Source organism: Nocardia sp. NPDC051570 (assembly GCF_044454005.1).
Classification (GTDB): Bacteria; Actinomycetota; Actinomycetes; order Mycobacteriales; family Mycobacteriaceae; genus Nocardia.
The window spans coordinates 97,010-123,102 of sequence record NZ_JBITDI010000006.1 but is presented as its reverse complement, the minus strand read 5'-3'; the positions used below and the strand labels follow the sequence as shown (position 1 = coordinate 123,102).

Genomic DNA, 26,093 nt, shown 5'->3' with positions numbered 1-26,093 from the left:
TGTCACAGCTCGTTCAGCGCGGTCTCGATGGCGCGGTGGAAGGTCGGATAGGCGTAGATCATCTCGCGCAGGGTGGCCGTGGGCACCGCGGCGTGCACGGCGACGGCCAGGGCGCTCAATACCTCGCCGCCGACCGGGCCCACCGAGGTGGCGCCCACCAGCACACCGCGTTCGGCGTCCTCGACGAGCTTGATCAGTCCCGCGTTGCCCGCCTTGTGGATCCAGCCCCGCGTCGAGGTGGCCAGATCGGTGACGGCCGTGCGCACGGTCAGTCCGGCGGCGCGGGCCTGCGCCTCGGTCATGCCGACCGCGCCGACCTCCGGATCGGTGAAGGTCACCCGCGGCACCGCGTGATATCGCGCGGGTTCGGTTGCGGCGCCGAGGATATCGGCGGCCGCGATGCGCGCCTGATACATCGACATATGGGTGAACGCGCCGTGGCCGGTCACATCGCCGATGGCCCAGACGCCCTCGGCGGCGCGCAGATGGTCGTCGACCTCGATGCCGCGCGCGTGTTCATCCAGTCCGATCGCGCCGATTCCCAAGGCCGACAAGTCGGTTCGCCGCCCCGTCGCCACCAGTAGGCCCTGCGCCCGCAGCGGTTCGCCCTCGCTCAGATGTACGGTGAACCGCTCGCCGTCGTGTTCGACGCGGGTCGTCTCGACCCCGGTTCGGAGGGTGATCCCTTCGTCGGCAAGGACTTTCGAGACCAGCTCGATCACCTCGGGCTCCTCCTTGGGCAGGATCCGGCTGCGTACGACGGCCGTGACGGCCGCGCCGAAGCGCGAGAACACCTGCGCGAACTCCATTCCCACCGGTCCGCCGCCGAGCACGATCAGTGAATCCGGCACCCGGGTGGTGGTGACGGCCTCGCGATTGGTCCAGTAGGGGGTGTCGGCCAGGCCTTCGATCGGCGGAATCATCGGTGCCGTACCGGGATTCAGCACGATCGCCCGCGTCGCGCGGAACATCCGGGGACCCTCGGTGGTAGCGACCGTCACCTCGCCCGGCGCGGAGATTCTGCCCCAGCCGCGCACGAATCGGCCCCCGGCCTTCTCGAATCGCTCGACCGCGGCCGTATCGTCCCAGTTGTTGGTGGCGTCGTCGCGGATGCGCGTGGCCACCGGGGCCCAATCCGGTTGCACCCGAGCCGATCCGGCCAGTTGGTCGACCCGGTGGGCCTCGGCGAGCGATTCGGCCGCGCGCACCATCATCTTCGTCGGCACACAGGCGTAGTACGGACATTCGCCGCCGAGCAGCCGCCCCTCGACCCCGACCACCGCCAGGCCCGCCCTGGCCAGCCGGCCGGCGAGATCCTCGCCGCCCGGTCCCATCCCGATCACCACGGCGTCCACGGTCTCGATCGGCATCTCGTCCAGCTCCTTCGGATCGGTCGGCGGCCTCGGCCCTGTGGACATGGTTCCATGCGCGGGGCCGCGACCCAGACGAAAACGCCCCGGTGAGCGGGAAGGGGATTGCTGCTCACCGGGACGAATCGCCCCGCCTCGGCGGTCTAGGAGATCTTGGACGCCCGAGGAGTGATGCCGAACGCGGTCACCACGCTGATCGCGGCCGCGACGAAGATGAACCACCAGCCGTGCTGGAAGGCACTGACCAGCCGATCACCGGTGACGCTGAGCGAACCGAGAATCGCGACCAGGATGGCGACGCCCAGGACATAGCCGAGCTGGCGGGCGGTGTTCACCACGGCGCTACCGGTGGCCGACTGGCTCGGCGGCAGGCCGGCCGCGGCGGTGGCGATCATGCTGGGCAGCGCCAGCCCGATGCCGACTCCGGACAGCGCCCAGCCGGGCAGGACCTGACTCGCGTAGTGCACCGGAGTAGCGGCGCCGGCGATCACGAGGATCGTGCCGATGGCGAAGATCGCATTGCCCAGGGCCACAACCATTCCCACCGGCATCCGCTTGATGAGTCGCTGGCTGACGATGGCGAAGACCGGCACCAGGATGGGTCCCGGCACGATGCCGAGGCCGGTCTGGATGGTGTTGAAGCCGGCCGCGTTCTCCAACCACAGCACGATGCTGAGGAACCAGGCCCCGAAGGCGATGCAGAACAGCAGCACGGTGACGTTGGCCCAGACGAAGGTCGGCACCGTGAACAGCGCGGGGGAGATCACCGGATCGGAATGCCGCAGCATCCGCACGACGAACAGGATCAGTCCCACGACGGCGACGAGCAGCGAGCCCAGCGTCGCCGCGCTGCCCCACGACCAGTCGCTGCTCTTGACCAGGCCCAGCGACAGCGCGCCGATCGCGATGATCAGCAGCGCCACCCCGATCAGGTCGGGTATCCGGGTCTTGATCTCCTGCCGCAGGTTCGGGACCAGGCGCATGGCCGCGATTCCGGCCACGATGCCGACCGGCAGATTGATCAGGAACACCCAGCGCCACGACGCCTCGACCAGCGCGCCGCCGACCACGGGACCCACCGCCGCGGCGAAGGAACTCGTGGTCGCCCAGATCTTCACCGCACCCGGCACCCGCGCCGCGGGCAGTACCGTCAGCAGCAGTCCCAGGCTGGCGGGGGTGAGGGTGGCCGCGCCGATGGCCTGGATCACGCGGAACAGGATCAGCGCCCACAGCGTGGGGGCTACCGCGCAGAGCAGGCTCGCGACGGTGAATACGGTGAGACCGGCCATGAATCCGGCCTTGCGCCCGAAGCGATCCGAGAAACGTCCGGCCGGAATCAACAGTGCCGCATAGACGATCGCGTAGCCGTTGAGAACCCAGCTCAGATCCGCCAGAGTCGAACCATGGTACGTCTCACCGATCTTGGTGAACGCGACGTTCACGACGAATACGTCGAGCATGGCCATGAACGCGGCCGCACACAGGGTCCACACGATGGCCGTCGAGTGATCGCGGACCGGCGGCCGCGGTGTCGTTACCGTATCGGGCGTGGCAGCCGTCTTCGCCGCTACGTCATCCATAAGAACCCCCGTACCTTTCGGCTCGATGTCCAGAACAGGATACGTTCGACCGTATACTTACTGCAACCGGTCAATTCCATGGTCATCTCGGCCGTGAGAGCCGTTGCCGCCGTGGGCCTCTCGGTCCACCTGCGGCAATGATGCCACCGATGCCGCCCGCGCCCGGCAGCTTCAGCGCTGTTTCAGACCATCGGCGGACGATGAAGGCCGGTATCGGGTGCTCTGGCAAGGAGAACGACGTGCTGACGCGGGCATGGTTATGGTGGGCAGCCTCGTACGGTCTGCCGCGCACGGTCATCTATCGACAGGCTCGTCGTGCCGATCCCCTCGCACGATTCCTCCTCGAATCCGAGCGGGGCAACGAGACCGACGGCTTCATCGAGGAGATCCGGGATCAGGGTCCGCTGCTGCGGCGGCGGTTGCTGTCGGTCACGGTGAATCACCGCCTGTCGACCGCGATCCTGCGCGATAAGCGATTCAGTGCGGTGGTGCCGCCGCGGGACGCGCGATCGAAACCGGTGCAGTGGCTGCTGCGCCAAACCGATCTGGGCATTCCCAATCCGGTCGAGCCGCCGGCGATGGTCCGGGTGGATCCGCCGGATCACACGCGCTATCGGCGCCTGGTGGTCAAGCCGTTCAATCACCGGGCGATCGAGAAACTGCGCGAGCAGATCGTCGCGGAGGTCGAGGAGCTGCTGGCGGGCCTGGCGGCCTCGCCCGCGCCCGATCTGATGGAGAACTTCTCCGCGCAACTGCCCGTGGCGATCATCGGCGCGGTGCTGGGCGCGCCGAAGGAAACTCATCCCAACCTGCTGAAATGGGGTATCGGCGGCGCGCCGCTGCTGGATCTGTGTCCGGCATGGAAGCCGTTCCGCACGGCCGTCCAGGGCCTGCGCGAGGGTGCCGAATACTTCGAGGAACACATCAATCACCTGCGTCGCGAGCCCGGTGACAACGTGCTCAGCCATCTGATCGCCAACGGCGGACTCAACCAGCGCGAGCTGCTGACCAATACCGCGCTGCTGCTGGGCGCCGGATTCGAGACCACGGTCAATCTGCTCGGCAACGGCATCGTGCTGCTGCAGAACCATCCCGAACAGCTCGAGCTGTTGCGCGCCGAACCCGAGCGCTGGCCCGGGGCGATCGAGGAGATCCTGCGCTTCGATAGTCCGGTGCAGGTGACCGCGCGCGTGGCGATGGAGGATCTCGAGGTCGAGGGGCATGAGTTCGGCAAGGGCGCGGTGGTGATGATGCTGCTCGGCGGCGCGAACCACGATCCCGATGTGTTCCCCGATCCCTACCGATTCGATGTGACCCGGCCCAACGCCCGGGACCACCTGTCCTTCGGCAACGGGATCCACACTTGCCTCGGCGCCAATCTGGCGCGGCTGGAGGGTCAGATCGCGCTGCGCTCGCTCTACGATCGGTTCTCCGAGATCAAGCTCGACAGCACGCCCGTGCGACGCGGGACGATCAATCTGCATGGCTGGCAATCACTTCCGGCCACACTGATTCCCTGAGACCCTATGAAGAAGGCGCGGGCCGGAGGACATCCGGCCCGCGCCGTCGTTCGTCGGATCACGCCTCGACGCTGCTGGGCACCAGCGGTTCGTGCTGGGGGAGTGCGGCCCGGATCTCCGCGGCGGTGCGGTAACCGGATTCGACCGCGCCGTCGATATACCCGGCCCAGGTCACCGCCGTCTCCGCGCCTGCCCAGTGCAGCGGGCCCACCGGCTCGCGCAGGGCGGATCCGTAGCGCACCAGGGTGTCGGGAATCGCGTACGGCCCGTATCCGCCGCGCGCGTATTCGTCGGCGTTCCAGTCGTATTCGAGGAAGGCCCGCGGTGTCGCGGCGGCCGGGCCGAAGTAGGCGACCAGATCGTCGAGGACGACCTGCCGCCGTACCGCTTCCGTTGCGCCGGAGTAGGCATCGGCATGGCGGCCCTCCAGGAAGCCGACCAGGACACCACCCGATCCCGACTGCGGCGTGTTGTCGTAGACGGTGCCGACCGCGCGCGTGGTGCTGTTGGCCTGTCCGCTCAAACCCGCTGTGCGCCAGAACGGTTCGTCGTAGACGACATTGAACTTGATGACCCGGCCCATGGGCATCCGGGCCAGCAGCTCGCGGCGCCCGGCGGGCAGCTCCGGGGTGAAGTCGATGGCCGCGCCGATGACCGGCGGGACGGCCACGACCGCGCGGCGCGCCCGGATCGAGCCGCGTGCGCCGTGCAGCAGCACCGCGTGCGAACTCCATTCGATCGCCGTCACCGGGTTCTCCAGCATGATGCGGTCGCCGAGTTCGGCGGCCAGCGCCCGCGGTATCCGATGGGAGCCGCCGACGACCCGATCCTGTTGTGCCCCACCGCCGGTGTTGAGCACCGCGTCCACGCCCCCGGCCGACCCGAAGTAGTACAGCGCCCACAGCGCCGAGATCTCCTCCGGCTCCGCCGAGAACACCGCCTCGGTGCTCAGCCGCAGCACATCGCGCGCGCCTTGGGATCGGCACCGCTGATACAGCCAGTCCGCGAACGTCTGCCGATCCAGCTTCTCCGCATCCGCGCCCCGCCACGGCTGCTGGGCGATGCGGCGGGAGGCCACATCCAGGCGCAGCTGCGCCTGGCCGACATCGGCGAGCACCCACGGGCTCAATCGGGGAATCCGCCCGGAGTACTTGCTGATTCGGCCGTCGAATTCGAACAGCCGGCGGCCCTTGTCGTAGGTGCGGTAGGTGGACAGGCCCAGTTCGGTGATCAGCGCGGCGATACGGTCCTGACCGGGACCGATCCACTGGCCGCCCATTTCGATTTCCCCGCCGTCGGGCAGTTCGGCGCCGTGCAGGCGGCCGCCGACGCGATCGCGCGCCTCGACGACCAGCACTCGATAGCCCTGCCGCGTCAACTCCCGGGCGGCGACCAGGCCGGCCACCCCCGCGCCGACGACGGCGACGTCGTAATCCTTTGTCATTGCTTACCTTTCAATACCGCCCGAAGACGAGCGCCACGTTGTGGCCGCCGAAGCCGAAGGAGTTGTTGACCGCGTAGTCGATGCGCCCACGTCGCGGGCCGCCCACCACGATGTCGAGATCGCCGATCTCGGGATCGGGGGTCTCGTAATTCAGTGTGGGCGGGATGATCTCGTTCTCGATGCTCAGCACCGTCAGGACCGATTCGAGCGCCCCCGCCGCGCCGATGGAATGTCCCACAGCGGATTTCGGCGCGTAGACCGAGGCATGCTCGCCGATCGCGGTGCGGATCGCCCGCGCCTCGGCCAGATCGCCGATCGGGGTGCCGGTGGCGTGGGCGTTGACATGGGTGATGTCGTGGCGCGTCAGCCCGATCCGCTCGACCGCCCGGGTGATCGCCCGCGCGGCATGGACCCCGGAGGGCTCCGGAGCCACCAGATGGTAACCGTCGGAAGTGATCGCGGCGCCGAGTAAGCGGGCATGGATCGCGGCGCCGCGGGCCCGGGCGTGGTCCTCGCTCTCCACGATGAGCAGCGCCCCGGCCTCGCCGAAGACGAAGCCGTCGCGGTCGGCGTCGAAGGGGCGCGAGGCATGCGCCGGATCGTCGTTGCGCGTGCTCATCGCGCGCATCATGGCGAAGGCGGCGGTCGGCACCGCCGCGATATGCCCCTCGACGCCCCCGCAGACGACGATGTCCGCATCGCCGAGGGCGATCATCTGCCAGGCGTTGGCGATGGCCTCCGAACCCGAGGCGCAGGCCGAAATGCGAGTGAGGACACCGGCTTTCGCGCCGAGTTCGAGCCCGACGACCGCCGCGGGCCCGTTCGGCATGATCATCGACACCGCATGCGGCGACACCCTGCGGTAGCCGCCGTCACGCAGCCGATCGCTGGTCTCGACATAGGCGTCGGCGCCGCCGAGGCCGGTGCCGATGGCAACGCCCAGGCGTTCGGGGTCGACATCGGGGCAGCCGGCCCGCTGCCACAGCGCCCGCTGCAGCACCAGCGCGAGCCGTTCGACATAGGCCAGCCTGCGTTTCTCCTGATAGGACAACATCTCGGCCGGATCGGTGGTCAGATGACCGCCGATGCGCACCGGAAGGTCGAACTCCTCGACGAACGGGTCGGTGAGTCGTTCGATCCCACTGCGGCCCTCCAGCAGGCCCTTCCAGGTGATGTCGATATCGTCGGCGATCGAGGTCATGGCCGCGACGCCGGTGACGACGGCCGATCGCAATGCGAGGCCTGCCATCATCGTGCTCCCGCGCCGGATAGCTGGAAGGCATCGGATTCGGGCCTGCGGACCGCACGCCAGTAGCTCGCGCCGGTGCCGGGCCAGGACTGCCGGTTGCGGCCGGTGTGATCGAGGAACCAGCTGTGACAGCCGCCGGAATTCCAGACGGATTTGTCGAGCTTGCCGTGCAGCCAGTGGTTGAAGTCGCGTTGGGTATCGGCGCGCACCTCGAGCCGGGTATGGCCCTGCTCGCGCATCATGCTCAGGCACCGCACGATGTAGCGCACCTGGGATTCGATGACGAACAGGATCGACTGCGAGCCGCCGCCGGAGTTCGGGCCCATGATCATGAAGAAGTTCGGGAAGCCGGCCACCGACATGCCGAGGTAGGCCTGCATGCCGTCGCTCCACGCCTGCTGGATGGTCAACCCGTCGCGGCCGACGATATGTTCTGTGGCACAACGGTTGTCGGTGGAGAAGCCGGTGCCGAGGATGATCACGTCCGCCTCGTGCACCGTGCCGTCCGCGGTGCGGAGGCCGGATTCGGTGAGCTCCTCGATGCTCTCGGTGACGAGGCTGACATCGGGTCGCGTCAGGGCGGGATAGAAGTCGCTCGACAGCAGGATCCGCTTGCAGCCGAAGGTGTAGGACGGGACGAGCTTGCGCCGCAGTTCCGGATCGGGCACCTGTTTGCGCAGATTGCGCATCGCGGCCAGCTTGCCCAGGACGAGCAGGCGGGGGTTGAAGAATCCGAGCACCGGGATCTCATGAGACCAGAAGGCGATGTTGCGGTAGATCTTCATCAGGCCGGGAACGGTCTTGAATAGGCGTTGTTCCCGATCGCTGACCAACCGGTCCGGTTTCGGCAGCACCCAGTGCGGATTGCGCTGGAATACCTCGACATGAGCCGCGGTGCCGGCGATCTCGGGCACGAACTGGGCCGAGCTGGCGCCGGTGCCGACGACCGCGACCCGCTTTCCGGTCAGATCCACCGAATGATCCCACTGGGCGGAGTGGAATACCGGGCCGGTGAAGCGTTCGCGGCCCTTGAAATCAGGGATGTTGGGATTGTGCAATGCACCGTGGGCCGCGACGACGAATCGGGGCCGATATTCCTCGCCCGCGGCCGTGCGGACGATCCAGCGATCGCTGTCCGAGTCGAATTCGTAGGATACGGCCTCGGACTGGAACCGGATATACGGTTCGATCTCGTATTCCTTGACGACGCGGCGGATGTAATCGAGGATCTCCGGCTGTCCGGCGTACATACGACTCCAGCCGGAATTCGGCGCGAAGGAGTACGAGTACATCATCGACATGACGTCGCAGGCGCATCCCGGATAGGTATTGTCGCGCCAGGTGCCGCCGACGCCGTCGGCCTTTTCGAGCAGTACGAAGTTGCGTTCGCCCGCCTCGAGCAGTTTGATCGCCATTCCGACACCGGCCAGCCCGGTGCCGACAATGAGAACGTTCGGATACTGTGGCTCCGTCTGTTCGGTCGATGCCATAATTCTCTTCACCGCACTTCGTTCCGTAGCTGTCCCCATATCGCCCCGAAGGGCTCGGTTCGAGTTTCCCGGAAATTCCTGAGACCGCTCTGAAATCGATGGCCTGTAGGTTCAGGTCGGTATCAGATGTGCAAGCGAGCGGAAGGGGCAGGATTCGAACCTGCGTGAGTATCACCTCGGCCGAACAAAGTCCGGTCCCCTTTGGGCCACTTTGGGTACCCTTCCATATCCATCGACGAACGTCATTGTCCGTACGATGGCCCGACATCGTCGGACTCCATTGTTCGATCGATGTGAGAATCACTGTGCCAGACCGTTCTGAAACGGATCTGACATCGTTCGCCGGGCCGTCTCAGTCGTGGTGGCGATTCCCGGCGACGAGGCTGCTGAGCTCACTGCGCGTGGAAATCGACAGTTTCCGGAAGATCTTGCGCAGATGGAAGTTCACGGTATGCGGTGAGATGCCCAGCTGATTCGCGATCTGACGGTTGGTCATCCCGCGTTCGACGAGCGCGGCGACATCCTTCTCGCGCTGGCTCAGCGAACTGTCGAAGATCACCACGGGCTCGGTGGCCGGCGGCAGGCGCAGCGGCACGATCTCGAAATCCACCTCATGGGCCGTCAGCAGGGCGGGGGGCGCGTCCTCCGGGTTGGCGAATGCGTCGCGTGCGAGGTCCAGCGCGGCGATCGCGGCCGGTACCTGTGGATTCTTCTCCGCCAGCCGCTCGATCGCGTGCAGGGCCCGGGTCGCGAGATCGGTGGCGCCCGCTCGCGCGCACGTCGTGATCAGCCACGCCGGACGGCTGAGGTCCTCGAGGAAGAATCCGGCGTCGGTCCCCAGCAGATCCCAGTTGGACTGAATGCGATCGACGACGCGGTTACCGTGACAGGCCGCGATGACGGCGATTTCGGCGAACTTCGCCCGTGCGATGGAGTCGGGCAGGACGTAATCGGTCGATCGGGCGTAGAACTCGCGCAACGCCGTGGTCGCCTCCGAGAATCTGCCCGAACCCGCGTAGGCATAGCCCAGGACCGACCACGCGAGCTTCACTCCGATGGTCGTCTCGCGTTCCTCCGCCATGCGCATGGATTCGCGCGCGGTTCGTATCGCGCGCTCGAAATCCGCGGATTGCAATTCGACGGCCGAGCGCAGTGCCAGATGTACCGACTCGTAGATCTGCAGACCCGACCTTCGCGCATGCTCGCCCAGGTCGGCGATGGTTGCCAGTGCCTGCACCGGCACGTGGACATCCGTGAGCTTCTTAGAGAGAAGCAGTGTCGAATACAATTGCCAGGTGGCCGGCAGATCGCGTGCGGAATCCACCGCGATTTGATTCAGGCGCAGCCCCTCGGTCAATTCTCCGCTATACCAGCGCTCATTGGATTCGATACACTGTGACACCGTGGTGAATATCCCCGGTTTATCCGAGTCGATCTGGGTGTCCATCCGCGCGGGGCGGCCCGAGGGTTCGGTGATCATCGATTGGAGAAACAGCCGGAAACCCGCGACGGAATCGGCGCCGAGCCCGGCGTCGTGGAGTTGGGTCAGGAGTTCGTCGACCAGCTTCAGCGCCGTCCGCAGATCGCCGCGAACGCAGCAGAGATGGGCCGCCCGGAGTTGCCGTACGGTTGCGGCGTCCATGTCGCCGGGATGATTGGCGGCGATCAGATACAGCACATGGCTGATGGACTTGGGGGTGTAGGCGTTCTCGTCGAACGCCCCGGCCGCATAGGCTGTAGCCGGCGTGCCTGAACGACGATTCACACTGGCCATCAGCTTCCCCCCTGTTGCGACAGGATACTTCAAATTCATCTGAATTGAACCACAGCGGGACGTTGGTCGCACTCTCAGGTTTTGACTCGAGGCCGTTCGCGCGCTTAACCTGAGGCTTTGACGTTGTCGAGCGCCATTGAATTACATGCAGGCCAGCCGGTTTGTTGCATGTTGTCCGTTCTGGCTCATTCGGAGCGTCGTTCGTCGACAGGGCACCCACCGGCCCTGTGCTGGTCGACGGCCCTGGTGGGCGAGCGGTTTTACCCGGCTCTTGATGTGTTCTTGGTGTGTTCTTGGCAAAGTGCCTATAGGGGTTTACCCCACGGTAGTGCTGCCCCGATAACAGGAGCTACCCGAACGTGTGGGTGTGCCACTCATTCGGACCTTGCTAGCTTGCATAGTGCGCGGAGTTTGAACTCGGCGAAGTCCTGTGCCGTTGTCGATGAGACAACGTCCGCGGCCGCGGTAACTGTGTGCGGCGGCGAAATGATATGTGTGAGCGAGGCTGATGTGACCACAGTGCGGATCGATATCCTCGGGCCAATGCGTACCCTCGTCGACGGCCATGAAGCGACAAGACTTTCCGGTAGGAAATTGCGGTGCATCTTGGCGGTGTTGTGCGTTAGAGTCGGGCAACCGGTCGGTCGTGATGAACTGATCGAGGAACTCCACTTGACGGGTACCGCCGATTCGGTGAATTCTTTGCATGCGCACATCGCGCGGTTGCGTCGATGGCTTCGGGCGAACTCTCTCGATCCGCATCTGCTGGAGTCGGTCGAATCGAGTTATCGCCTCAATATCGATCGAGATGCCGTGGACGTCTACAACTTCGAATCCCGCGTCGAACACGCGTTGTCGTTGTACCCGAGCGCTCCGTCGGTGGTCGTCGCCATGCTCACCGATGCCCTGGTGATGTGGCGCGGTGAGCCACTGGCCGATGTCGACGACGGTCCCCTGGTGGTCAGCAAGGCCGAGGAACTGCGGCATCTGCGCGCCACGGCGCGGGAGGTGCTGCTGGCCGCGTGGCTGGATATCGGCCACGATCGGCGCGTCGTGCTCAACGCGCGGCGCTTCCTGGACGCCGACCCCCTCAACGAGCAGCTGTGGCAGTCGCTGATCATCGCGCTGCGGCGATCCGGCCGGCACGCGGAGGCCCATCAGGCCTTCCGCGATGCGCAGACCGTCTTCCGGGAGGAACTCGGCATCCTGCCCGGCGAACGGGTGCGGTCCGCATTGGCCGGACCGCTCCCGGGCGCCGCTCATTCGGAGTTACCGATCGCCTCCGAGAGCGCTCGCCGCACGCTCGCCGAATCCAGGACATCGAGTCGTTCCAGGTCGGCGAGGGCCGCGGTGCCGCCGCCGGTGCGCAGGAACTTCTCCCGCACGATCGCCTGATGGTTGCGGCGGGTGGCGGGCCCGGACATGCCGATCGGTCGGCGGCATTCCTCGGTGATCGTGCGGCCGTCGGTGAACTCGATGGTCATCCGAGCCCCGATGGTCATCGTCGCCTCGTCGAAAGTGTCCGCGGGAGGACCCAATTCGTCCAACCGCGCCAGGATGTCGTCGCCGGCCCAGGCGGCCAGATCGGGCCATTCGGCGGCGCGATGTCCGGCCACCCGCAAGGTCTCTCCCAGCGGGGAGGTGGCCTTGACCATATCCTCCGACAGTTCCATATCGTGTTCGACCTCGACCTTGGCGGCGAGATTCCACCGCGCCGCATCGGCCAGGGCCGATGCGGTGAAATCGTGGGCGCCCAGATCCCCGGTGCGCAGCAGCGTCGCCACGCCGTATCCGGTGCTGAAGTTCGCGGCCGTCACCGAGGTGTCGGCCCCGCGCAGGTATTCACGCACCTTGAGGTCGAGTAGCCAGGTCAGCAGCGATCCGTGAATGACGATGCGGCGCACCGTCTCCGGGGCGATCGTGCCGATCCGGCTGTGCAGCCGCTGCGCGCATTCCCATGCCGCCATCGAATAGGCGCTGCCCGGGAATCGTTTGAATGTCAGTGTGTCGGTATGCCATCGCCGCCCCAGACCCGTCACTACCGCATCCGGTAGCTGGATCGTGGACAGCTGGGCCAGCAGCCCGCCGGTGCGACCGAGGATATCGGGAGCGCCGATCAGTCCCGCCTCGGCGGCGGCGCAGGCGTCCAGCGCCATCCGCACGGGCGCGGCGGCGGTGAGCATCTTCAGATCGCTGTCCAGCAGCGCCGCATGCAGCGGAGTCGACTGCATGCCCAGTGCGAGCCCCAGTGCTGAATTCCATTGTGGCGCAGTCGCTTCCCTGGCGCGCAGGATCGTGGCGGCCGCGCCCGTGAGGTGACAGTGGGTGGCGGTCTGCCCGCGGAAGAAGGGTCCGAGGATCGTCGCCGCCGTCAGCCGCGCCGCGCACTCGTTGCCCGCGATCACCGCGGTCAGCAGATCCCGGCCGTCGAGCCCGAGGGCGGCCGCATGCGCGACCGCCACCGAGACCGTCGACACCGACAGGTGCCCGACATAGGACACATCGTCGAAGTCGAAGCAGTTCGCCAAACCCGCGAGCACATAGGCGGATTGCTTCGGATCCGCCTGGGTCGGCGGCCCGAAGGCCCGCACCAGCCGCTCACCCAGCGGATGCGACAGCGAGGCCCGGATCGTGGCCAGCGTCGAGATCAACTGACTGCGCGCGAAGGCGACGGTGGCCTCCGGGATATCGTCGAACCGCAGCGAACTCGCCCATGCGGCAAGGGTTTCGGTGGGATTGCGGACCTCGACGGCGGTCACGACAGCGACCCCTGCAGGGTATGGGCCCGCGCGGCCCGGCGCTCGGTCAGCCGTCGTTGGAATTCGACGAACGCCGGTATCGGCTTGGGCTCGAACGGTGCGTTGAACGGCTTCATGAAGTTGCCGAATATCGAACGGTCGCCGCAGAGATGGATGGGCACCACCAGCAGCGCCCAGCCCCAGCCGAACGCCCATGTCCACAGCGCGAGCACGGCGGCCTGGGTGATGAAGCTGTGCATCGTGTTGTACAGGACGTAGTAGACCGTGGACACCTCACCGTCCTTCGCGCGCAGATGCGCGATGAGCCCGGGGATGTATCCGATCAGATCGATGTAGACGAACAACCCGATCGCGGTCGGCCAATACACCGATCCCAGATGCCAGACGAACAGCCCGAGGCTGACCAGCAGGGCGATCCCGTACTCGCCGCGGATCAGCCACAGCGTGGTGCGGCTGTCGAAGCGGTTGATGTGGTCCATCTCAGGCCGCCGGTGCCGCGGCGGCCAGTTTGGCGGTGAGCGCGGCGGCCACGACCGGATCGCCGACGACCTCGGCATCGCCGAGCAGCTGCAGCAGGGCGTAGGCCATCCCCTCCTTGAGCACCTTGGTCGCGATCGGCTCGAGCACGCCCTCGAGGCTGGGGATCCCGAAGTCGAAGGCGACCTCGAATTCGATCCGGCAACCGATGCCCTGCTCGGTCACCTGCCAGCGGCCGCGGAACGCCTCGAAATCGCCCTCGATCTGCTCGAAGGTGATGCGGCGCTGTTCGGGCTGGAAGTAGTCCACCTCCGACCAGCGCAGCGGGCCGTTGCGGAAGTACACCTCCCAGTCGCTGGTGATCGTGCCGCCGTCGGCCTCGCGGACGGTGATCGAGCGGACGTCGTCGATCAGCTCGGGGAAGGTGTCGAACTTGCTGATCCGCGCGAACGCGGCATCGGCGTCGCAGCCGGCGGATTCAACGGTGAGTGTGACGGTTCGCATGGGCGGGTTCACCTTTCAGGAGAAGTATCCGGCGGTCGTCCGCACGGCACGTTCGAAGCGATCCAGGAGGAAGTCCACGTCGTCGGCGGTCATGATCGCCGAGGGCGTCAGGCGCAGCACGGTGTTGGAGTTGAGGGAGAAGTTGGCGATGATGTTGTTGTCGACCAGGTCGATCAGCAGCGCCCCGGCCATTCCCGGTTCGGTGAGCTCGATCCCGATCAGCAGGCCGCTGGCGCGCACCTCGTGCAGGCGCGGGCCGAAATGGCGCGCGGTGATCTCGGTGATCGCCGTGGCCAGTTGTTCGCCCAGGGCAGCGGCCTTGTCGACCAGACCGTCCTCGCGGATGGCCTCGATCGCACCGCATACCGCGGCCATGGCCAGCGGCGCGGCCGAGAAGGTGGAGGTGTGCAGGAACGGGTCGCGTTCGAGCAGGGTGAACGCGTCCTTGGCGGCGATGACCGCCGAGACCGGCATCACGCCGCCGCCCAGGGCCTTACCGGACAACAGGATGTCCGGCACCACCTGCTCCTTGTCACAACCCCACCAGGCGCCGAGTCTGCCCAGGCCCGTTTGGATCTCGTCGACGACGAGCATCGCGCCGTATTCGGTGCACAGCGCCCGGGCCGTCTTCAGATAGCCGGGCGCCGGCACGATCACGCCGCCCTCGCCCTGGACCGGTTCGAGGAAGACACAGGCCGATTCCCCGTGCCGTTCCAGCACCGCGGCCAGGGCGGCGGTGTCGTTGTAGGGGATGTGGGTCACATCGGGCAGCAGCGGCCGGAACGGATCCTGGTACACGCTCTTGGCCGTAATCGACAGCGCGCCAAGGGTTTTGCCGTGGTAGCCACCGTGGGTCGAGATCAGGTGGCGGTGGCCGGACAGCCGGGCGATCTTGATCGCCGCCTCGGTCGCCTCGGTGCCCGAGCCGGCGAAGTACACCCGGTCCAGACCCGGCGGCGTCACCGAGGTCAGCAGTTGCGCCGCGCGAGCCGCGGTGGGCTCCAAGAACATTCGGGTGCCGACCGGATGGGTGTTCAGCTGCCGCTCGACCTCCTCGAGCACGCGGGGATGCCGGGCGCCCATGATGAAGACCCCGTACCCGCCGACGTTGAGGAACTTGCCGCCGTCGCTGGTGTAGATCCACACCCCGTCGGATTCGACCTCGACATGGCCGCCGACCATCGTGCCGACCTGGGCCCGGCCGCTGCCCAGATGGGCCTTGGTCACCCGGGTCACCCACTCGGAGGAGACGGTGTCATCTGCTGTGGTCATCTGCCTGCCTGTCAGTTCATTCGGAAGACGCCGCCGGCCAGGCTCTCGGCCAGGGCATCGCCGCTGCTCGCCCGCGACGGCGGATGGAAGGCCGCACAGCGGCTGGCCGAGGCGAGATAGGCGACCTCCGGCGAGCGGATGAAGGCGATGCCGCCCAGCGCCTCGGTGGCCCGGGTGACCACATCGGCCACCGCGTCCTGCGCGCCGAAGCGGGCTACCAGCGTCTTGGCCAGCACGGTGTTGTCGCCGTCGCCCGATTCCAGCGAGTGCGCGATGGATTCCAGCAGCAGCGTGGCGGTTTCGAGTCGGACGCCGAGGTCGGCCAGGGCCTGGCCGCCGCTGCGCCCGGCCGTGAACACCCGCTCCACGAGCGCGCTGGCCATGCCGAGATAGCAGGAGGTGATCAGCAGTTCGAACCAGACGAAGCCGGTCGTCTGCATCTCATCGATCGCGCCGCTGTCGTCGACCTCGGCCGCGGTCGCCAGCCGTTCGTCGACGAACACATCCGTCAGCCGGACCTCGTCGCTCTCGGCGCCGGCGAGAATGTCACTGCCCCAGAAGGGATGGGTGGTGATGCCCTCGCTCTTGGCCGGGATCAGCAGCAGGATCATCTCGGTGCCGCCGTCGGCGGTCGGCACGGCCGCGCTGGCCGACAGCATATCCATCGAATGAGTCATGCTGCACGGCTTCTTGGCGCCGTTGACGATGAAGCCGCGTTCGGTTCGTTCGGCCCGCACCGCGGGCGACAGGATGCCCTGGCCCGGCCGGCCCTCGGCGAAACCCGATGAGACGAGCAGATTCTGGTCGGCGATGCCCTCCAGGATCGCCCATTCGGTACCGCGGGCCCGCAGGCTGTCGGCGAGGGTGAACACGGTCGCGACCGAGAAGTGATGCATGGCGGTGGCGACCGACAGCGACGGCGCGCGCGAACCGATGGCCCGCATCACCCGCATGGCGTCGAGGGGGCCGGCCCCGAGCCCGCCGTAGCTCTTCGGAATCACCAGGGCGGGTCCGCCGTGCTTGCGGAACAGCTCCAGCCCCGGATTCCCCCGCCGCTCGAGCTCGAGCAGCGGGATCTCGTCCAGCGCGGAATACAGTCCGGGCAAATAGGTTTCGCAGGTCGTGCGCGCCTCGTCGAGTGTTCTCATGGATTCTCCTAGCGGTAACGCGGTGCGCGATCGCCGTCGGAGACGGCCACGCCCTGCAGGTGGGTGGTGCGCAGCACCGGATAGTTGGCCTCACCGAATACGCCTCCGGTGACGCCGGTTCCGCCGTGCGAGGGCAGCGGTGAGACGAAGGAGATGTGGGATTCGTTGACCTTCAACAGACCGCCGTTGACGACCTCGGCGACGTACCGGTCGATGACCGCGGGGTCCTTGGCCCACATCGAGTTCCGCAACCCGTAGGTGTTGGTGTTGACGAAATGAATGAGGGCGCTGAGCAATTCGGGGCCGTTCTCGCCGGGCTCGGGCACGACGATCGGGATCAGCGGGAAGAACGTCTCCTCCCGGACCGCGTCGATCTCGCGGGCCTTGGCCAGGCCGTCCACCCGAAGCACCGTGGGCTCCAGGAAGAATCCGGTGTCATCGGGCGTGCCGTCCAGCGCCAGGCCGCGCCCGCCGGTGATCAGCGTGGCGCCCTTGGTGATGGCGTCGTCGAAGAACGCGTGGAATCCGTCGTGCCGCAGCACCGGCGACAGGACGACACCCTCGGTATCCGGCAGGCCGGGCCGCATGGCCCGGGCGCGGGCGGCGACCCGCTCGATCAGATCGTCGGCGATATCGGGATGTGCCAGTACCTGATTCGGGATCATGCACAGCTGGCCGGATCCGAAGAACCCCTCGACGATCGCATCGGCCGCATGATCGAGATCGGCATCGGCCCAGACCAGCACCGAATCGTTGCCCGCCAGTTCGAGAATCGGCTTCTTGCGGGCCGCCACGCACTTCTGCTCGAACTTCAGGCCGGGCTCCACGCTGCCGAAGTACATGATGTCGTTGACATGCGGGCTCTCCAGCCAGAGCTTGAGCAGCGGCGCGGGATGCCCGCACACCACATTCAACGTGCCCGCCGGGGCGCCCGCCGTCTCCAGCAGCGGCGCGATGATCTCGCGCATGGCGTACATGGCTCCCAGCGGCGCGGTCCGCGGCGCGCGCACCACCACCGCATTGCCGGACGCCATGGCCAGCGCGGCCAGCAGTGAACTCGCCATCGGCGCGTTCGCCGGGGGATTGACGCACACCACGCCGTCGGGCTGCCGGCGCACGATGCGCCGCCGGCCGTCCTCGGTCTTGTACTCCCGCCACAGCTGATCGCGCAGGAACTCCCGGGCCGGTTCGCTCGTCGCCTCCAGGATGCCCGCGAACTCCCATTTGGCCAGTTCGAGCGGATGTCCCTCGAGGGTCAGCATCCGGATCAGTTCGTCCTCATGCTCGCGGGCCGCGTCGTGCACCCGGGCCAGGATGTCGAATCGGGCATCCAGCGGGAAGGTCCGCCATTCGACCGCGGCCTTCGCCGCCGCGGCCAGCGCCCTGCGGTTGATCTCCTCGTCGGCAAGCGCCACTCGGCCCACCACGACTCCCGGCGCCAAGGTCGCCGGATCCAATGTCCCGCGGTCGAGGTCACGCTTGAGGCGCAGGCTCTGGAACGAGTCGCCGAGCATCGCCTCCATCGACAGGACATGAACCCATTTGTCGCTGCCGATGTCCACGCCGTCGACATAGTTGCCATAGGCCAGCAAGTCGTCGGAAGTTCTCGGTGTCATAGTCGGCCTATCCGTCCACTCGTCGGTATACGAACAGACAGTTTTCCCCGCCGGGCTGACTTGCCCCTGAGATGTATTGGGGTGTATCGGGTTTCTCGTCAGAGCCGTATCAGAAGTCGTCACGAGACTGGCTGCGAACCACATCGGGCTACGAGTGACCCAACTATGCGGAAGGTGGGCGGATGGAGTCCACGCGGACGACCCCCGAACTCGATCACACCCTCGCCGTGGACATGTTGCGGCGGTGTTCGGACAACCCCAGCGCCTTTCTCGCGCTGAACCGGAGCAATGTGCTCTACACCGATCCGCGGATATTCGGATTCGTCTGTTATCGCCCGGTCGGGAAGTATTGGATCCAATTCGGCGGCCCGTTCGCCGAGCCGAGCGAACGGCCCGAATTGCTGAAAAGCTTTCTCGCCGAGGCGCATCGGCAACGCCGCCGCGTCCTGGCGCTGCAGGTGCAGGGGGCCGACGCCCGGCTCTACGCGGATATCGGCATGCGGGTCAATCAGGCGGGCGCGTCCTATGCGGTCGATCTGGCCGATATGACCCTCAAGGGCAAGAAGTTCGTCAGCCTGCGCAACAAGATCTCCCGGGCGCGCCGGGCCGGTCTCGAGATCGCCGAGGTCGACGCCGAGGAGTACGCGGGCGCCATCGCGGATATCGACCGGCGGTGGTTGCGCGAGAAGGGCCGCCACGTCAAGGAGCTGGAGTTCCTGATCGGCGAGATCGGCGGACCGGCGCAGTCCTCTCGCAAGCTGTTCCTCGGGACGATCGCCGGTGAGCCGATCGGCTATCTCTCGTTCGCCCCAGTGTACGGACAGTATTCGGGCTGGCTGCACGATCTGAGCCGGCGCATCCCGCAGGCCCCGCCGGGGGTGATGGAGGCGATCAACTTCCACGCCGCGACCGGATTCCGCGAAAGCGGCGCGAGCTGGCTGCATTTCGGCTTCACACCGTTCACCGGTCTGGATCCGGGCTGTGAACTGCCGACCGCGAGCCGGCCGGTATCGCGCATAGTCCGGCTGCTGGCCGAGAAGGGCGAGCTGGTCTATCCCTCGCAGACGCAGCTGGATTACAAGCTGAAATGGAATCCGACGGCGGTCTTTCCGGAGTACATCGCCTATTCGCGGTGGCTGTCGCCGCGTGCCATCTGGAGTCTGATCCGGGTGACGAACAGCATATGAGATCGAGGAGATGTGGTCACCGTGACCGATGAGCGCATACGCGTGTTCGCGATTGTCAATCCCGCCGCCGGCGGCGATCCGCGCGGCCTGCTGCGGGCCCTGCACGATCGCCGGGAACTGGCCGTGCGCGCGGTATTCACCGAGGGTCCCGGCGATGCGGAACGATTCGCCGGCGAGCAGGCCGCCGCGGACTGGGCCGAGGTGGTCGTCGCGATCGGCGGCGACGGCACCGTGGGCGAGGTCGCCGCGGGACTGCACCGCGGGAATGCGACCGGGGCGATGCTCATCGCGCCGGCGGGCACCGGCAATTCCAGCTATTGCGGCCTGTGCGAGGACCGGCCCTGGACCGATATCGTGGCAGGGCTGGCCACCGGAACCCTGGCCCGCGTGACGGTCGACCTCGCCCGCATCGAGGAGATCAACCGAATCGTCTTGCTGGGCACCACGACCGGCCTGCTGCCCGCCACCCTCGATATCGCGCGGACCATGTCCGGCTCCGGACGCGATCTGCTCAGCGACGCCACCGCCGCGGCCCTGCGGAAGCATCGGCCGTATCCGGTCCGGGTCCGCATCGACGGCACGGTCGCCTACAACGACGAATTGCTCGGCACCTATGTCGGCGGCATGCGTTTCCGGGGCGGGCGTTTCGAGATGCTGCCGGAGTCGGTGATCGACGACGGCCTGCTCGATATCTGTTTCCTCAATGCGACAGCGGCGCCCCGATACGGCCGTGGCACGCGGATCGTCATCGAACGCGTCGACGATCGGCCCCTGCTCATCGAATACGACGGCGAATTGCGGCAACTGGGGAGCACCTGCACGATCCGGGCGCTGCCGAATGCGCTCGAGGTGCTGGTGCCCGTGCCACTGCCCGCGGCGTTCGGCGCCCGGCAGCGGGCCATCCAGACGCCCTCGCGGATGATCTCCTGACATGGTGCTGAAATTCGGCACGACGCGATTCAACATCATGTCAGACGGAAATAGGATAATAAGCTCCGGCGGCGACTACACATCTTCTCTACATCAGGCGGCGTATCATGACTGCTCCCTATGAAAAACTACTCGCTACCCCTCGTACCGATCCCATTGCGGAATCGGATCGTTCCGCATCGAAAGAGGCCCAAGGAAATCCGTTTCCCGCCCTGCAGCGGGAGATAAAGCAGGCCGGACTGCTCGATCTGCGCTGGGGTCATTACCGCGCGAAGATCGCGGTCACCGTGGCCGCCCTGCTGGGCGGCTGGGCCGTGTTCGTGGTCCTGGGCAATACCTGGTGGCAGTTGCTCGTCGCGGTGTTCCTGGCGTTCTGCTATGTGCAGATCGGATTGATCGGTCACGATATCGGCCATCATCAGGTCAGTCGCACGAAGCGGTCCATGGAAATGCTGGGGTATCTCCACGGAAATCTGCTGCTCGGTGCGAGTTACGAATGGTGGGTGAACCACCACAACCGGCATCACAGTAATCCGAACCATACGGCGAAGGATCCCGATATCGTCCGCCGCAAGGCCATCTTCACCGCCGAACAGGCCGATCAGCCGATGACCGCGGCCCGGCGGTTCATCATCAAACATCAGGAGACGCTGTTCTTCCCGATGGCGATCCTGGAATCGCTCGGCCTGCGCGTCGTCAGCGCCCGGGCCATCGCGCAGCGCACCGTGAAGCGCCCGGTGCTCGAGGGTTCGTTGATCGCGGCGCATTTCGTCATCTACTTCGCGCTGCTGTTCACGGTCCTGGACGTGCCGCACGCCCTGGTGTTCCTGATCGTGCACCACGGATTGACCGGACTGTACGGCGGATTGATCTTCGCGACGAATCACAAGGGCATGCCGGTGCGCAGCGACGGTGAGGAGGAGTCGATGGACTGGATGACCCGGCAGGTCGTCACCGCCCGCAATGTGCGGGGCGGGATGGTCACCACCTATCTGTACGGCGGGCTGAACTTCCAGATCGAGCATCACCTGTTCCCGTCGATGCCCCAGCCGAATCTGCGTAAGGCGCATCCGATCGTGAAGCGGCACTGCGTCGCGGCGGGAATGACGTATCACGAAACCTCCGTCCCCGGTTCCTATATGGAGATCGTGTCGCACCTGTACAAGGTGAGCCGGCAGGCCCGGCCGCTGCTGTCGGTGGCGAGATGACCGGGGAGTCGCATGACGAGGCGTTCGTCGGCAAGGTCGCCGTGGTCACCGGCGCGGGCTCGGGTATCGGGCGCGCGCTGGCGGTCGACCTCGCCGGCCGCGGCGCGCGGCTGGCCGTCTCCGATGTCGACGCCGAGGGGCTGGCGCGGACCGCGCGGCTGTGCGAGGCGCGCGGCGCGCTGGTGATGTACGACCGGATCGATGTCACCGAGCGCGATGCCATCGAATCCTATGCCGCGCACGTTCATTCGCGATTCGGCATCGTCCACCAGATCTACAACAACGCGGGGATCGCCTACTACGGCGAGGTGGAGCGGGCGCCCTATAAGGACTTCGAGCGGGTGCTCGATGTCAACTTCTGGGGAGTCGTCAACGGCACCAAGGCATTTCTGCCGCATCTGATCGAATCCGGCGACGGGCACGTCGTCAATGTCTCCAGCCTGTTCGGGCTGGTGGCCTATCCGGGGCAGAGCGCCTATACCGCCTCGAAATTCGCCGTGCGCGGTTTCACCGAGGCGCTGGCGGAGGAGATGGCGATCGCCGGACATCCGGTGCGTGTCAGCTGCGTCTACCCCGGCGGCATCAAGACCGCGGTGGCCCGCAACGCCACCGTGGTGGCCGGCGCCGATCCCGCCTCGTTCGCACGGGGTTTCGACGATCGGCTCGCGCTGCACACCCCGGAGATGGCGGCGCGGACCGTCCTCGACGGGGTGCGCGGGCACAGGGGGCGGATCGTCGTCGGCGCCGAGGCCAAGGCGCTGGACTGGGTCTCCAGGCTCACCCCCCTCGGCGCGCGCAAATGCGCCGCGTTATTAGCCCGGCTGGTCCCAGTCACTACGCTCGCGAGAGGTCCGCATGACACATAACATCGACCGCCCCATCATCATCGGGGCGGGTCCGGGCGGCCTGTCGGTCGCCTGGACATTGAAAGAGGCCGGGCTGAATCCGCTCGTCCTCGACCGGGAGGCGATCGCGTGCTCCAGCTGGCACTCGTACTATCCCTCCCTGCGCATGAACTCCTGGCGTCGTCTGAGTCATCTGCCCGGTATGCGGCTGTCCGCCGAATACGGTCCATGGCCGATGCGGAACGACTTCCTCAGGTACATGCGGGAATACGCCGAGAAGCTCGACGCCGATATTCGTTTCGAGACCGAGGTCCATCGGGTGGATCGCGACGACGGCGGCGGCTGGGTGGTGCGCAGCTCGCTCGGCGATCTGCGCAGCCGCCATGTCGTGATGGCCACCGGGCTGCATCGTAGAGAGTTCGTGCCGGATTGGCCGGGCCTGGCCGAGTTCGCCGGGGAGTTCCTGCACGCTCGGAGCTACGAGGTGGCCGATCCCTATGTCGGTAAGGACGTGCTGGTCATCGGCTGCGGTCCGACCGGTATCGATATCGCCATCGAGCTGGCGCGCGCCGGCGCGTCCCGGGTGCGCATGTCGATCCGGCATATGCCGCTGCTGTTCAAGCTCAGCCCGACCACCTCGCTGCTCAGCCAGGCCACCAAACACGGGAATCTCCCGGATTGGCTGATCGATCGGACGAGTCTTGCGATGCACCGATGGCAGTGGGGAGATCTGTCGCCGTACGGGCTCGCCGCGCCGACGGAGGGCACCCGGGCCGGCATGGCCCGCAGCGGGCATGCCTACGGTTCCATCGACCGCGGCCTGGTTCCGGCGGTCCGCGCCGGATCGGTCGAGATCGTGCCCAGTGTCATCGGATTCGATCGGAAATCCGTACTGCTCGAGGGGGGTACAAGCATCAAACCCGAGGTCGTCGTCGCCGCGACCGGACAGCGTCCGGATATGGAGCGGCTGGTCGGTCACCTCGATGTGCTGAGCCAGCCCGGCGGTCGTCCGCGCGTGCACGGCGATCGCACCCATCCGCGCGCGCCGGGCCTGTACTTCCAGGGCTATCGGCTTCCACCCGGGCAGCTGCCCGATATGGCCCGCGACGCACAGGCGATCGCGTACCGGATCGCGGGCGGGTCGGTGCTCGCGCGGGTCGGCACGCGTTTGCGTTTGTGGTGACCCGAATACGAAAGCCGCTCTCGGACAGTGGGGTTCCGGGGGCGGCTGTCGCGTTCGCGGGTCACCGCACCGGCACTGCGTCCGCATGCCGTGCCGACCAGGTCGTGGTCAGGAATTCCCCGGCCGCGCGCAGCGATTCGGCGGCCTCGCGCACCAGACCCGCCTGCGCCTGCCCGGAATGCCACAGCGTCGGATGTTCGACGTAGTGCAGCGGGACCTGCGCATCGCGCATGGCGACGGCGAGCTCGAGGATCTGGGGATGGAGCAGCTCGCGGACACCGACATGCAGATAGGTCGGCGGCAGGCCCGCGAAATCGCCGAACAGGGGCGCGAAGCGGGGATCGGAGACATCGCCCCGGCGGCCGAGATAGGCCGCGGCGCTGGCGAATCCCCATCGGCGACTGACGACGGTATCGCGGCGCCGCGCCTCCCCGACGGGATTGGTCCAGGGCGACAGCAGTACCAGGGCCGGAGGCCGGTCCCCTCCGCGTGCCACCAGCCACTGGGTCGTGGCCAGGGCGATACCGCCGCCCGCCGAATCACCCGCCAGCGCAACCGATCCCACGGGATAGCCGCGTTCGCGGATGAGCGCGTCGAAGGCCTCGATGGTGTCCTCGAGGGCGGCCGGGCACGGATGGGCGGGGGCGAGCCGGTAGTCGAGAAGGTAGACGGGCCTGCCGATGTCGCCGGCCAGATGCGCCGCGAGGGACCGGTGGGTGGCGAGCGAGCCCACCGTGAATCCGCCGCCGTGCAGGTAGAGAACCGCCTCGGGCCCGGTCGTCTCGCCCACGGTGATCCGTTCGGCGGTCCGCTCGCCCAGTCGGACGCGATCGACCACGGTTCGTTCCGGCAGCGGCAGCAGTACCGAACCCGCGTCCAGCAGCGCCCGTTGTACGGTCCAGGGCAGCAGCGGCGACAGACTCGTGCGGTAGTAGAGACCGAAGATCGCGCGGGCGATCGGCAGTGGGATGGTCGGCATCGGTATCACCGGGCGGCCTCGTGCTCTCGCGTCGACACGGTGTAGGCGGAGATATCGAATCGCCGGGTGATGGCCCGGAATTCGAAGGTGAAACCGGGCCAGAGCGTGCTGTTCGCGCCGTGCTTGTCCAGATACCAACTGGCGCAACCGCCCACGCTCCAGACGCTGCGGGACAGCTTGCCCTGCAACATGCGCCAGAAGGCCTGCTGGACGTCCTTGCGCACCTCCACCCGGCGCAGCCCGCGCCGCTTCATGGTGGCGAGGGCGTCGGCGATATAGGCGACCTGCGATTCGATCATGTAGATCATCGAGTTGTGGCCCAGGCCGGTGTTCGGTCCGACGATCAGGAACATGTTGGGGAAGTTGGCGATCGCGGTGCCCTTGTAGCATTCGTGCCCGATATCGTCGAACACCTCGCCGAGGCTGCGCCCGTCCTGTCCGAAGATGATCCGGTAGGTGGGGGAGTCGGTGACATGGAATCCGGTGGCCGCCACGATGATATCCGCCTCGTGCTCGGCGCCGTCGGCGGTGACCACCGCATTCGCCCGGACCTCGGTGATCGGCTCGGTGACCAACCGGACGGTGTCGCGACGGAATGCGCGATAGTAGCTGTTGGACAACAGTATTCGCTTACATCCGAGCGCGTACGACGGGGTGAGGCGGCGGCGCAGCTCCGGATCCGGGACGTCCAGGCGCAGCTTGGCCCGCGCGAGGAGTCCGAGCGGTGTGGCGTACCAGGGATTGGTGAAGCCCACGACCTGGGACTCGTGCGCCCAGTAGATGAGCGCGCGCATGAGCCGCTGGAAGGCCGGTACGCGCCGGAACGCCAGGCGTTCGACGGCGGTGTACGGGCGGTCCAGGCGCGGCAGGATCCACGGGGGCGTGCGCTGGAAGACATGCAGTTCGGCGGCGCTCTCGGCGATGGCCGGAACGATCTGGATCGCGGAGGCGCCGGTGCCGATCACCGCGATCTTCTTGTCCGCCAGCGGAATACGATGATTCCATCGGGCGGAGTGGAAGATCTCGCCCTGGAACTCCGCGATGCCCTTGATATCCGGCGGCGCGGGTTCGCACAGGGCTCCGAACGCGCCGATCAGGACGTCGGCGGTGAACCGTCCCCGTGAGGTCTCGAGCTGCCAGCGCAGCCGATCCTCATCCCAACGCGCGGAATGGACCTCGCAGCCGAACACATGCTTGTCGAGCACCCGGTGCCGCTGCGCCACATCGACGATGTACTGCTGGATCTCCGCCTGCCGGGAGAACGAGCGGCTCCAATTCGGGTTCGGGGCAAAGGAATACGAGTACACGTGCGAGGGAACGTCACAGGCCGCACCGGGATAGGTGTTGTCGCGCCAGGTGCCGCCGATCCGATCGCCGCGGTCGAGGATCAGGAAGTCCTCCCAGCGCTCCGCGCGGAAGCGGACGGCCGCGGCCAGGCCCGCGAGCCCACCGCCGATCACGATGATCCGCACATGACGATTCGGGATATCCGATGCGGCAGAAGATATCTCGTCTGTCATCTCCGGATGGGATGTGGTGCGTAGATCTGAGACAACCA

At 66.8% G+C, this 26,093-nt stretch carries 20 protein-coding genes, 1 tRNA gene and 1 pseudogene; 7 read left to right on the top strand and 15 right to left on the bottom strand.

The genetic code is table 11. The annotated features are described in order from the left end of the window. Positions 1-2: 2 nt before the first annotated feature. Positions 3-1,418 (bottom strand): dihydrolipoyl dehydrogenase family protein, encoded by a 1,416-nt coding sequence (locus ACIA76_RS16740; RefSeq protein ID WP_397152696.1) that lies wholly within the window; start codon positions 1,416-1,418, stop codon positions 3-5. Positions 1,419-1,513: 95 nt separating this feature from the next. Then, entirely contained in the window at positions 1,514-2,950 is a 1,437-nt protein-coding gene (locus ACIA76_RS16735; RefSeq protein ID WP_397152695.1) for an MFS transporter, read from the bottom strand. A 239-nt stretch (positions 2,951-3,189) separates the two neighbouring features. On the opposite strand from ACIA76_RS16735, the gene ACIA76_RS16730 reads away from it, so the two are divergent. Next, positions 3,190-4,470, top strand: a complete 1,281-nt coding sequence (locus ACIA76_RS16730; protein WP_397152694.1) for a cytochrome P450 — start codon at positions 3,190-3,192, stop codon at positions 4,468-4,470. A 58-nt stretch (positions 4,471-4,528) separates the two neighbouring features. Here the strand turns inward: ACIA76_RS16730 and ACIA76_RS16725 are convergent, their stop codons facing one another. From ACIA76_RS16725 to ACIA76_RS16705, 5 genes are all read right to left on the bottom strand, one after another. Continuing rightward, a complete protein-coding gene (locus ACIA76_RS16725; RefSeq protein WP_397152693.1) occupies positions 4,529-5,914 on the bottom strand; it encodes a flavin monoamine oxidase family protein in 1,386 nt (461 codons plus the stop codon). Positions 5,915-5,924: 10 nt separating this feature from the next. After that, positions 5,925-7,166: a KasA/KasB family beta-ketoacyl-ACP synthase gene (locus ACIA76_RS16720; RefSeq protein WP_397152692.1), complete on the bottom strand. Its 1,242-nt coding sequence runs from the start codon at positions 7,164-7,166 to the stop codon at positions 5,925-5,927. Beyond that, the gene (locus ACIA76_RS16715; RefSeq protein ID WP_397152691.1) at positions 7,163-8,653 is read right to left on the bottom strand and encodes a flavin-containing monooxygenase; all 1,491 of its coding nucleotides are present in this window, start codon (positions 8,651-8,653) and stop codon (positions 7,163-7,165) included. The genes ACIA76_RS16720 and ACIA76_RS16715 overlap by 4 nt, the downstream gene beginning before the upstream one ends. 139 nt (positions 8,654-8,792) lie before the next feature. Beyond that, positions 8,793-8,878: transfer RNA gene (locus ACIA76_RS16710), tRNA-Lys, on the bottom strand. A 127-nt stretch (positions 8,879-9,005) separates the two neighbouring features. After that, entirely contained in the window at positions 9,006-10,427 is a 1,422-nt protein-coding gene (locus tag ACIA76_RS16705) for a LuxR family transcriptional regulator (protein WP_397152690.1), read from the bottom strand. 168 nt (positions 10,428-10,595) lie between these two features. On the opposite strand from ACIA76_RS16705, the pseudogene ACIA76_RS16700 reads away from it, so the two are divergent. Next, positions 10,596-11,645 (top strand): annotated as a pseudogene (locus ACIA76_RS16700) (BTAD domain-containing putative transcriptional regulator); the annotation flags it as partial. A gap of 41 nt (positions 11,646-11,686) precedes the next feature. Here ACIA76_RS16700 and ACIA76_RS16695 read toward each other — a convergent pair. Genes ACIA76_RS16695 through ACIA76_RS16670 form a run of 6 tightly spaced genes read right to left on the bottom strand, consistent with a single transcriptional unit; the run spans position 11,687 to position 18,203 of the window. Continuing rightward, on the bottom strand, positions 11,687-13,186 hold the full coding sequence (locus ACIA76_RS16695; protein ID WP_397152689.1) for an MmgE/PrpD family protein: 1,500 nt from the start codon (positions 13,184-13,186) through the stop codon (positions 11,687-11,689). Beyond that, positions 13,183-13,665 carry a hypothetical protein gene (locus tag ACIA76_RS16690; RefSeq protein ID WP_397152688.1) on the bottom strand — a complete coding sequence of 161 codons (483 nt, stop codon included), beginning with the start codon at positions 13,663-13,665 and terminating at the stop codon, positions 13,183-13,185. Before ACIA76_RS16690 ends, ACIA76_RS16695 begins: the two co-directional genes overlap by 4 nt. A 1-nt stretch (position 13,666) precedes the next feature. Beyond that, positions 13,667-14,167 carry a type II toxin-antitoxin system RatA family toxin gene (locus ACIA76_RS16685; RefSeq protein WP_397152687.1) on the bottom strand — a complete coding sequence of 167 codons (501 nt, stop codon included), beginning with the start codon at positions 14,165-14,167 and terminating at the stop codon, positions 13,667-13,669. Positions 14,168-14,182: 15 nt separating this feature from the next. Continuing rightward, entirely contained in the window at positions 14,183-15,439 is a 1,257-nt protein-coding gene (locus tag ACIA76_RS16680) for an aspartate aminotransferase family protein (protein WP_397152686.1), read from the bottom strand. An 11-nt stretch (positions 15,440-15,450) separates the two neighbouring features. Continuing rightward, positions 15,451-16,587 carry an acyl-CoA dehydrogenase gene (locus ACIA76_RS16675; protein ID WP_397152685.1) on the bottom strand — a complete coding sequence of 379 codons (1,137 nt, stop codon included), beginning with the start codon at positions 16,585-16,587 and terminating at the stop codon, positions 15,451-15,453. Between the two features lie 8 nt (positions 16,588-16,595). Further along, positions 16,596-18,203, bottom strand: a complete 1,608-nt coding sequence (locus tag ACIA76_RS16670) for an aldehyde dehydrogenase family protein (protein ID WP_397152684.1) — start codon at positions 18,201-18,203, stop codon at positions 16,596-16,598. Positions 18,204-18,385: 182 nt separating this feature from the next. Between ACIA76_RS16670 and ACIA76_RS16665 the strand changes: the two genes are divergently transcribed. The 5 genes from ACIA76_RS16665 (at position 18,386) to ACIA76_RS16645 (ending at position 23,556) form a co-directional block, all read left to right on the top strand. Continuing rightward, positions 18,386-19,390, top strand: a complete 1,005-nt coding sequence (locus ACIA76_RS16665) for a bifunctional lysylphosphatidylglycerol flippase/synthetase MprF (RefSeq protein ID WP_397152683.1) — start codon at positions 18,386-18,388, stop codon at positions 19,388-19,390. A 21-nt stretch (positions 19,391-19,411) separates the two neighbouring features. Beyond that, positions 19,412-20,320 carry a diacylglycerol/lipid kinase family protein gene (locus ACIA76_RS16660; protein WP_397152682.1) on the top strand — a complete coding sequence of 303 codons (909 nt, stop codon included), beginning with the start codon at positions 19,412-19,414 and terminating at the stop codon, positions 20,318-20,320. Positions 20,321-20,427: 107 nt separating this feature from the next. Beyond that, positions 20,428-21,528 carry a fatty acid desaturase family protein gene (locus tag ACIA76_RS16655; RefSeq protein ID WP_397152681.1) on the top strand — a complete coding sequence of 367 codons (1,101 nt, stop codon included), beginning with the start codon at positions 20,428-20,430 and terminating at the stop codon, positions 21,526-21,528. Beyond that, on the top strand, positions 21,525-22,394 hold the full coding sequence (locus ACIA76_RS16650; protein ID WP_397152680.1) for an SDR family NAD(P)-dependent oxidoreductase: 870 nt from the start codon (positions 21,525-21,527) through the stop codon (positions 22,392-22,394). Before ACIA76_RS16655 ends, ACIA76_RS16650 begins: the two co-directional genes overlap by 4 nt. Beyond that, positions 22,384-23,556 carry a flavin-containing monooxygenase gene (locus ACIA76_RS16645; RefSeq protein WP_397152679.1) on the top strand — a complete coding sequence of 391 codons (1,173 nt, stop codon included), beginning with the start codon at positions 22,384-22,386 and terminating at the stop codon, positions 23,554-23,556. The genes ACIA76_RS16650 and ACIA76_RS16645 overlap by 11 nt, the downstream gene beginning before the upstream one ends. Before the next feature lie 61 nt (positions 23,557-23,617). Here the strand turns inward: ACIA76_RS16645 and ACIA76_RS16640 are convergent, their stop codons facing one another. Further along, positions 23,618-24,535: an alpha/beta hydrolase gene (locus ACIA76_RS16640; RefSeq protein ID WP_397152678.1), complete on the bottom strand. Its 918-nt coding sequence runs from the start codon at positions 24,533-24,535 to the stop codon at positions 23,618-23,620. A gap of 5 nt (positions 24,536-24,540) precedes the next feature. Further along, positions 24,541-26,055 carry a flavin-containing monooxygenase gene (locus ACIA76_RS16635; protein WP_397152677.1) on the bottom strand — a complete coding sequence of 505 codons (1,515 nt, stop codon included), beginning with the start codon at positions 26,053-26,055 and terminating at the stop codon, positions 24,541-24,543. Positions 26,056-26,093: the final 38 nt, after the last annotated feature.

Excerpts from the sequence above, each read along its gene's own strand:
- ACIA76_RS16740 (WP_397152696.1), bottom strand. The coding sequence starts at position 1,418 with ATGTCCACAGGGCCGAGGCCGCCGACCGATCCGAAGGAGCTGGACGAG.
- ACIA76_RS16735 (WP_397152695.1), bottom strand. The coding sequence starts at position 2,950 with ATGGATGACGTAGCGGCGAAGACGGCTGCCACGCCCGATACGGTAACG.
- ACIA76_RS16725 (WP_397152693.1), bottom strand. The coding sequence starts at position 5,914 with ATGACAAAGGATTACGACGTCGCCGTCGTCGGCGCGGGGGTGGCCGGC.
- ACIA76_RS16720 (WP_397152692.1), bottom strand. The coding sequence starts at position 7,166 with ATGATGGCAGGCCTCGCATTGCGATCGGCCGTCGTCACCGGCGTCGCG.
- ACIA76_RS16715 (WP_397152691.1), bottom strand. The coding sequence starts at position 8,653 with ATGGCATCGACCGAACAGACGGAGCCACAGTATCCGAACGTTCTCATT.
- ACIA76_RS16705 (WP_397152690.1), bottom strand. The coding sequence starts at position 10,427 with ATGGCCAGTGTGAATCGTCGTTCAGGCACGCCGGCTACAGCCTATGCG.
- ACIA76_RS16690 (WP_397152688.1), bottom strand. The coding sequence starts at position 13,665 with ATGGACCACATCAACCGCTTCGACAGCCGCACCACGCTGTGGCTGATC.
- ACIA76_RS16685 (WP_397152687.1), bottom strand. The coding sequence starts at position 14,167 with ATGCGAACCGTCACACTCACCGTTGAATCCGCCGGCTGCGACGCCGAT.
- ACIA76_RS16680 (WP_397152686.1), bottom strand. The coding sequence starts at position 15,439 with ATGACCACAGCAGATGACACCGTCTCCTCCGAGTGGGTGACCCGGGTG.
- ACIA76_RS16675 (WP_397152685.1), bottom strand. The coding sequence starts at position 16,587 with ATGAGAACACTCGACGAGGCGCGCACGACCTGCGAAACCTATTTGCCC.
- ACIA76_RS16670 (WP_397152684.1), bottom strand. The coding sequence starts at position 18,203 with ATGACACCGAGAACTTCCGACGACTTGCTGGCCTATGGCAACTATGTC.
- ACIA76_RS16665 (WP_397152683.1), top strand. The coding sequence starts at position 18,386 with ATGGAGTCCACGCGGACGACCCCCGAACTCGATCACACCCTCGCCGTG.
- ACIA76_RS16655 (WP_397152681.1), top strand. The coding sequence starts at position 20,428 with ATGACTGCTCCCTATGAAAAACTACTCGCTACCCCTCGTACCGATCCC.
- ACIA76_RS16650 (WP_397152680.1), top strand. The coding sequence starts at position 21,525 with ATGACCGGGGAGTCGCATGACGAGGCGTTCGTCGGCAAGGTCGCCGTG.
- ACIA76_RS16645 (WP_397152679.1), top strand. The coding sequence starts at position 22,384 with ATGACACATAACATCGACCGCCCCATCATCATCGGGGCGGGTCCGGGC.
- ACIA76_RS16640 (WP_397152678.1), bottom strand. The coding sequence starts at position 24,535 with ATGCCGACCATCCCACTGCCGATCGCCCGCGCGATCTTCGGTCTCTAC.
- ACIA76_RS16635 (WP_397152677.1), bottom strand. The coding sequence starts at position 26,055 with ATGACAGACGAGATATCTTCTGCCGCATCGGATATCCCGAATCGTCAT.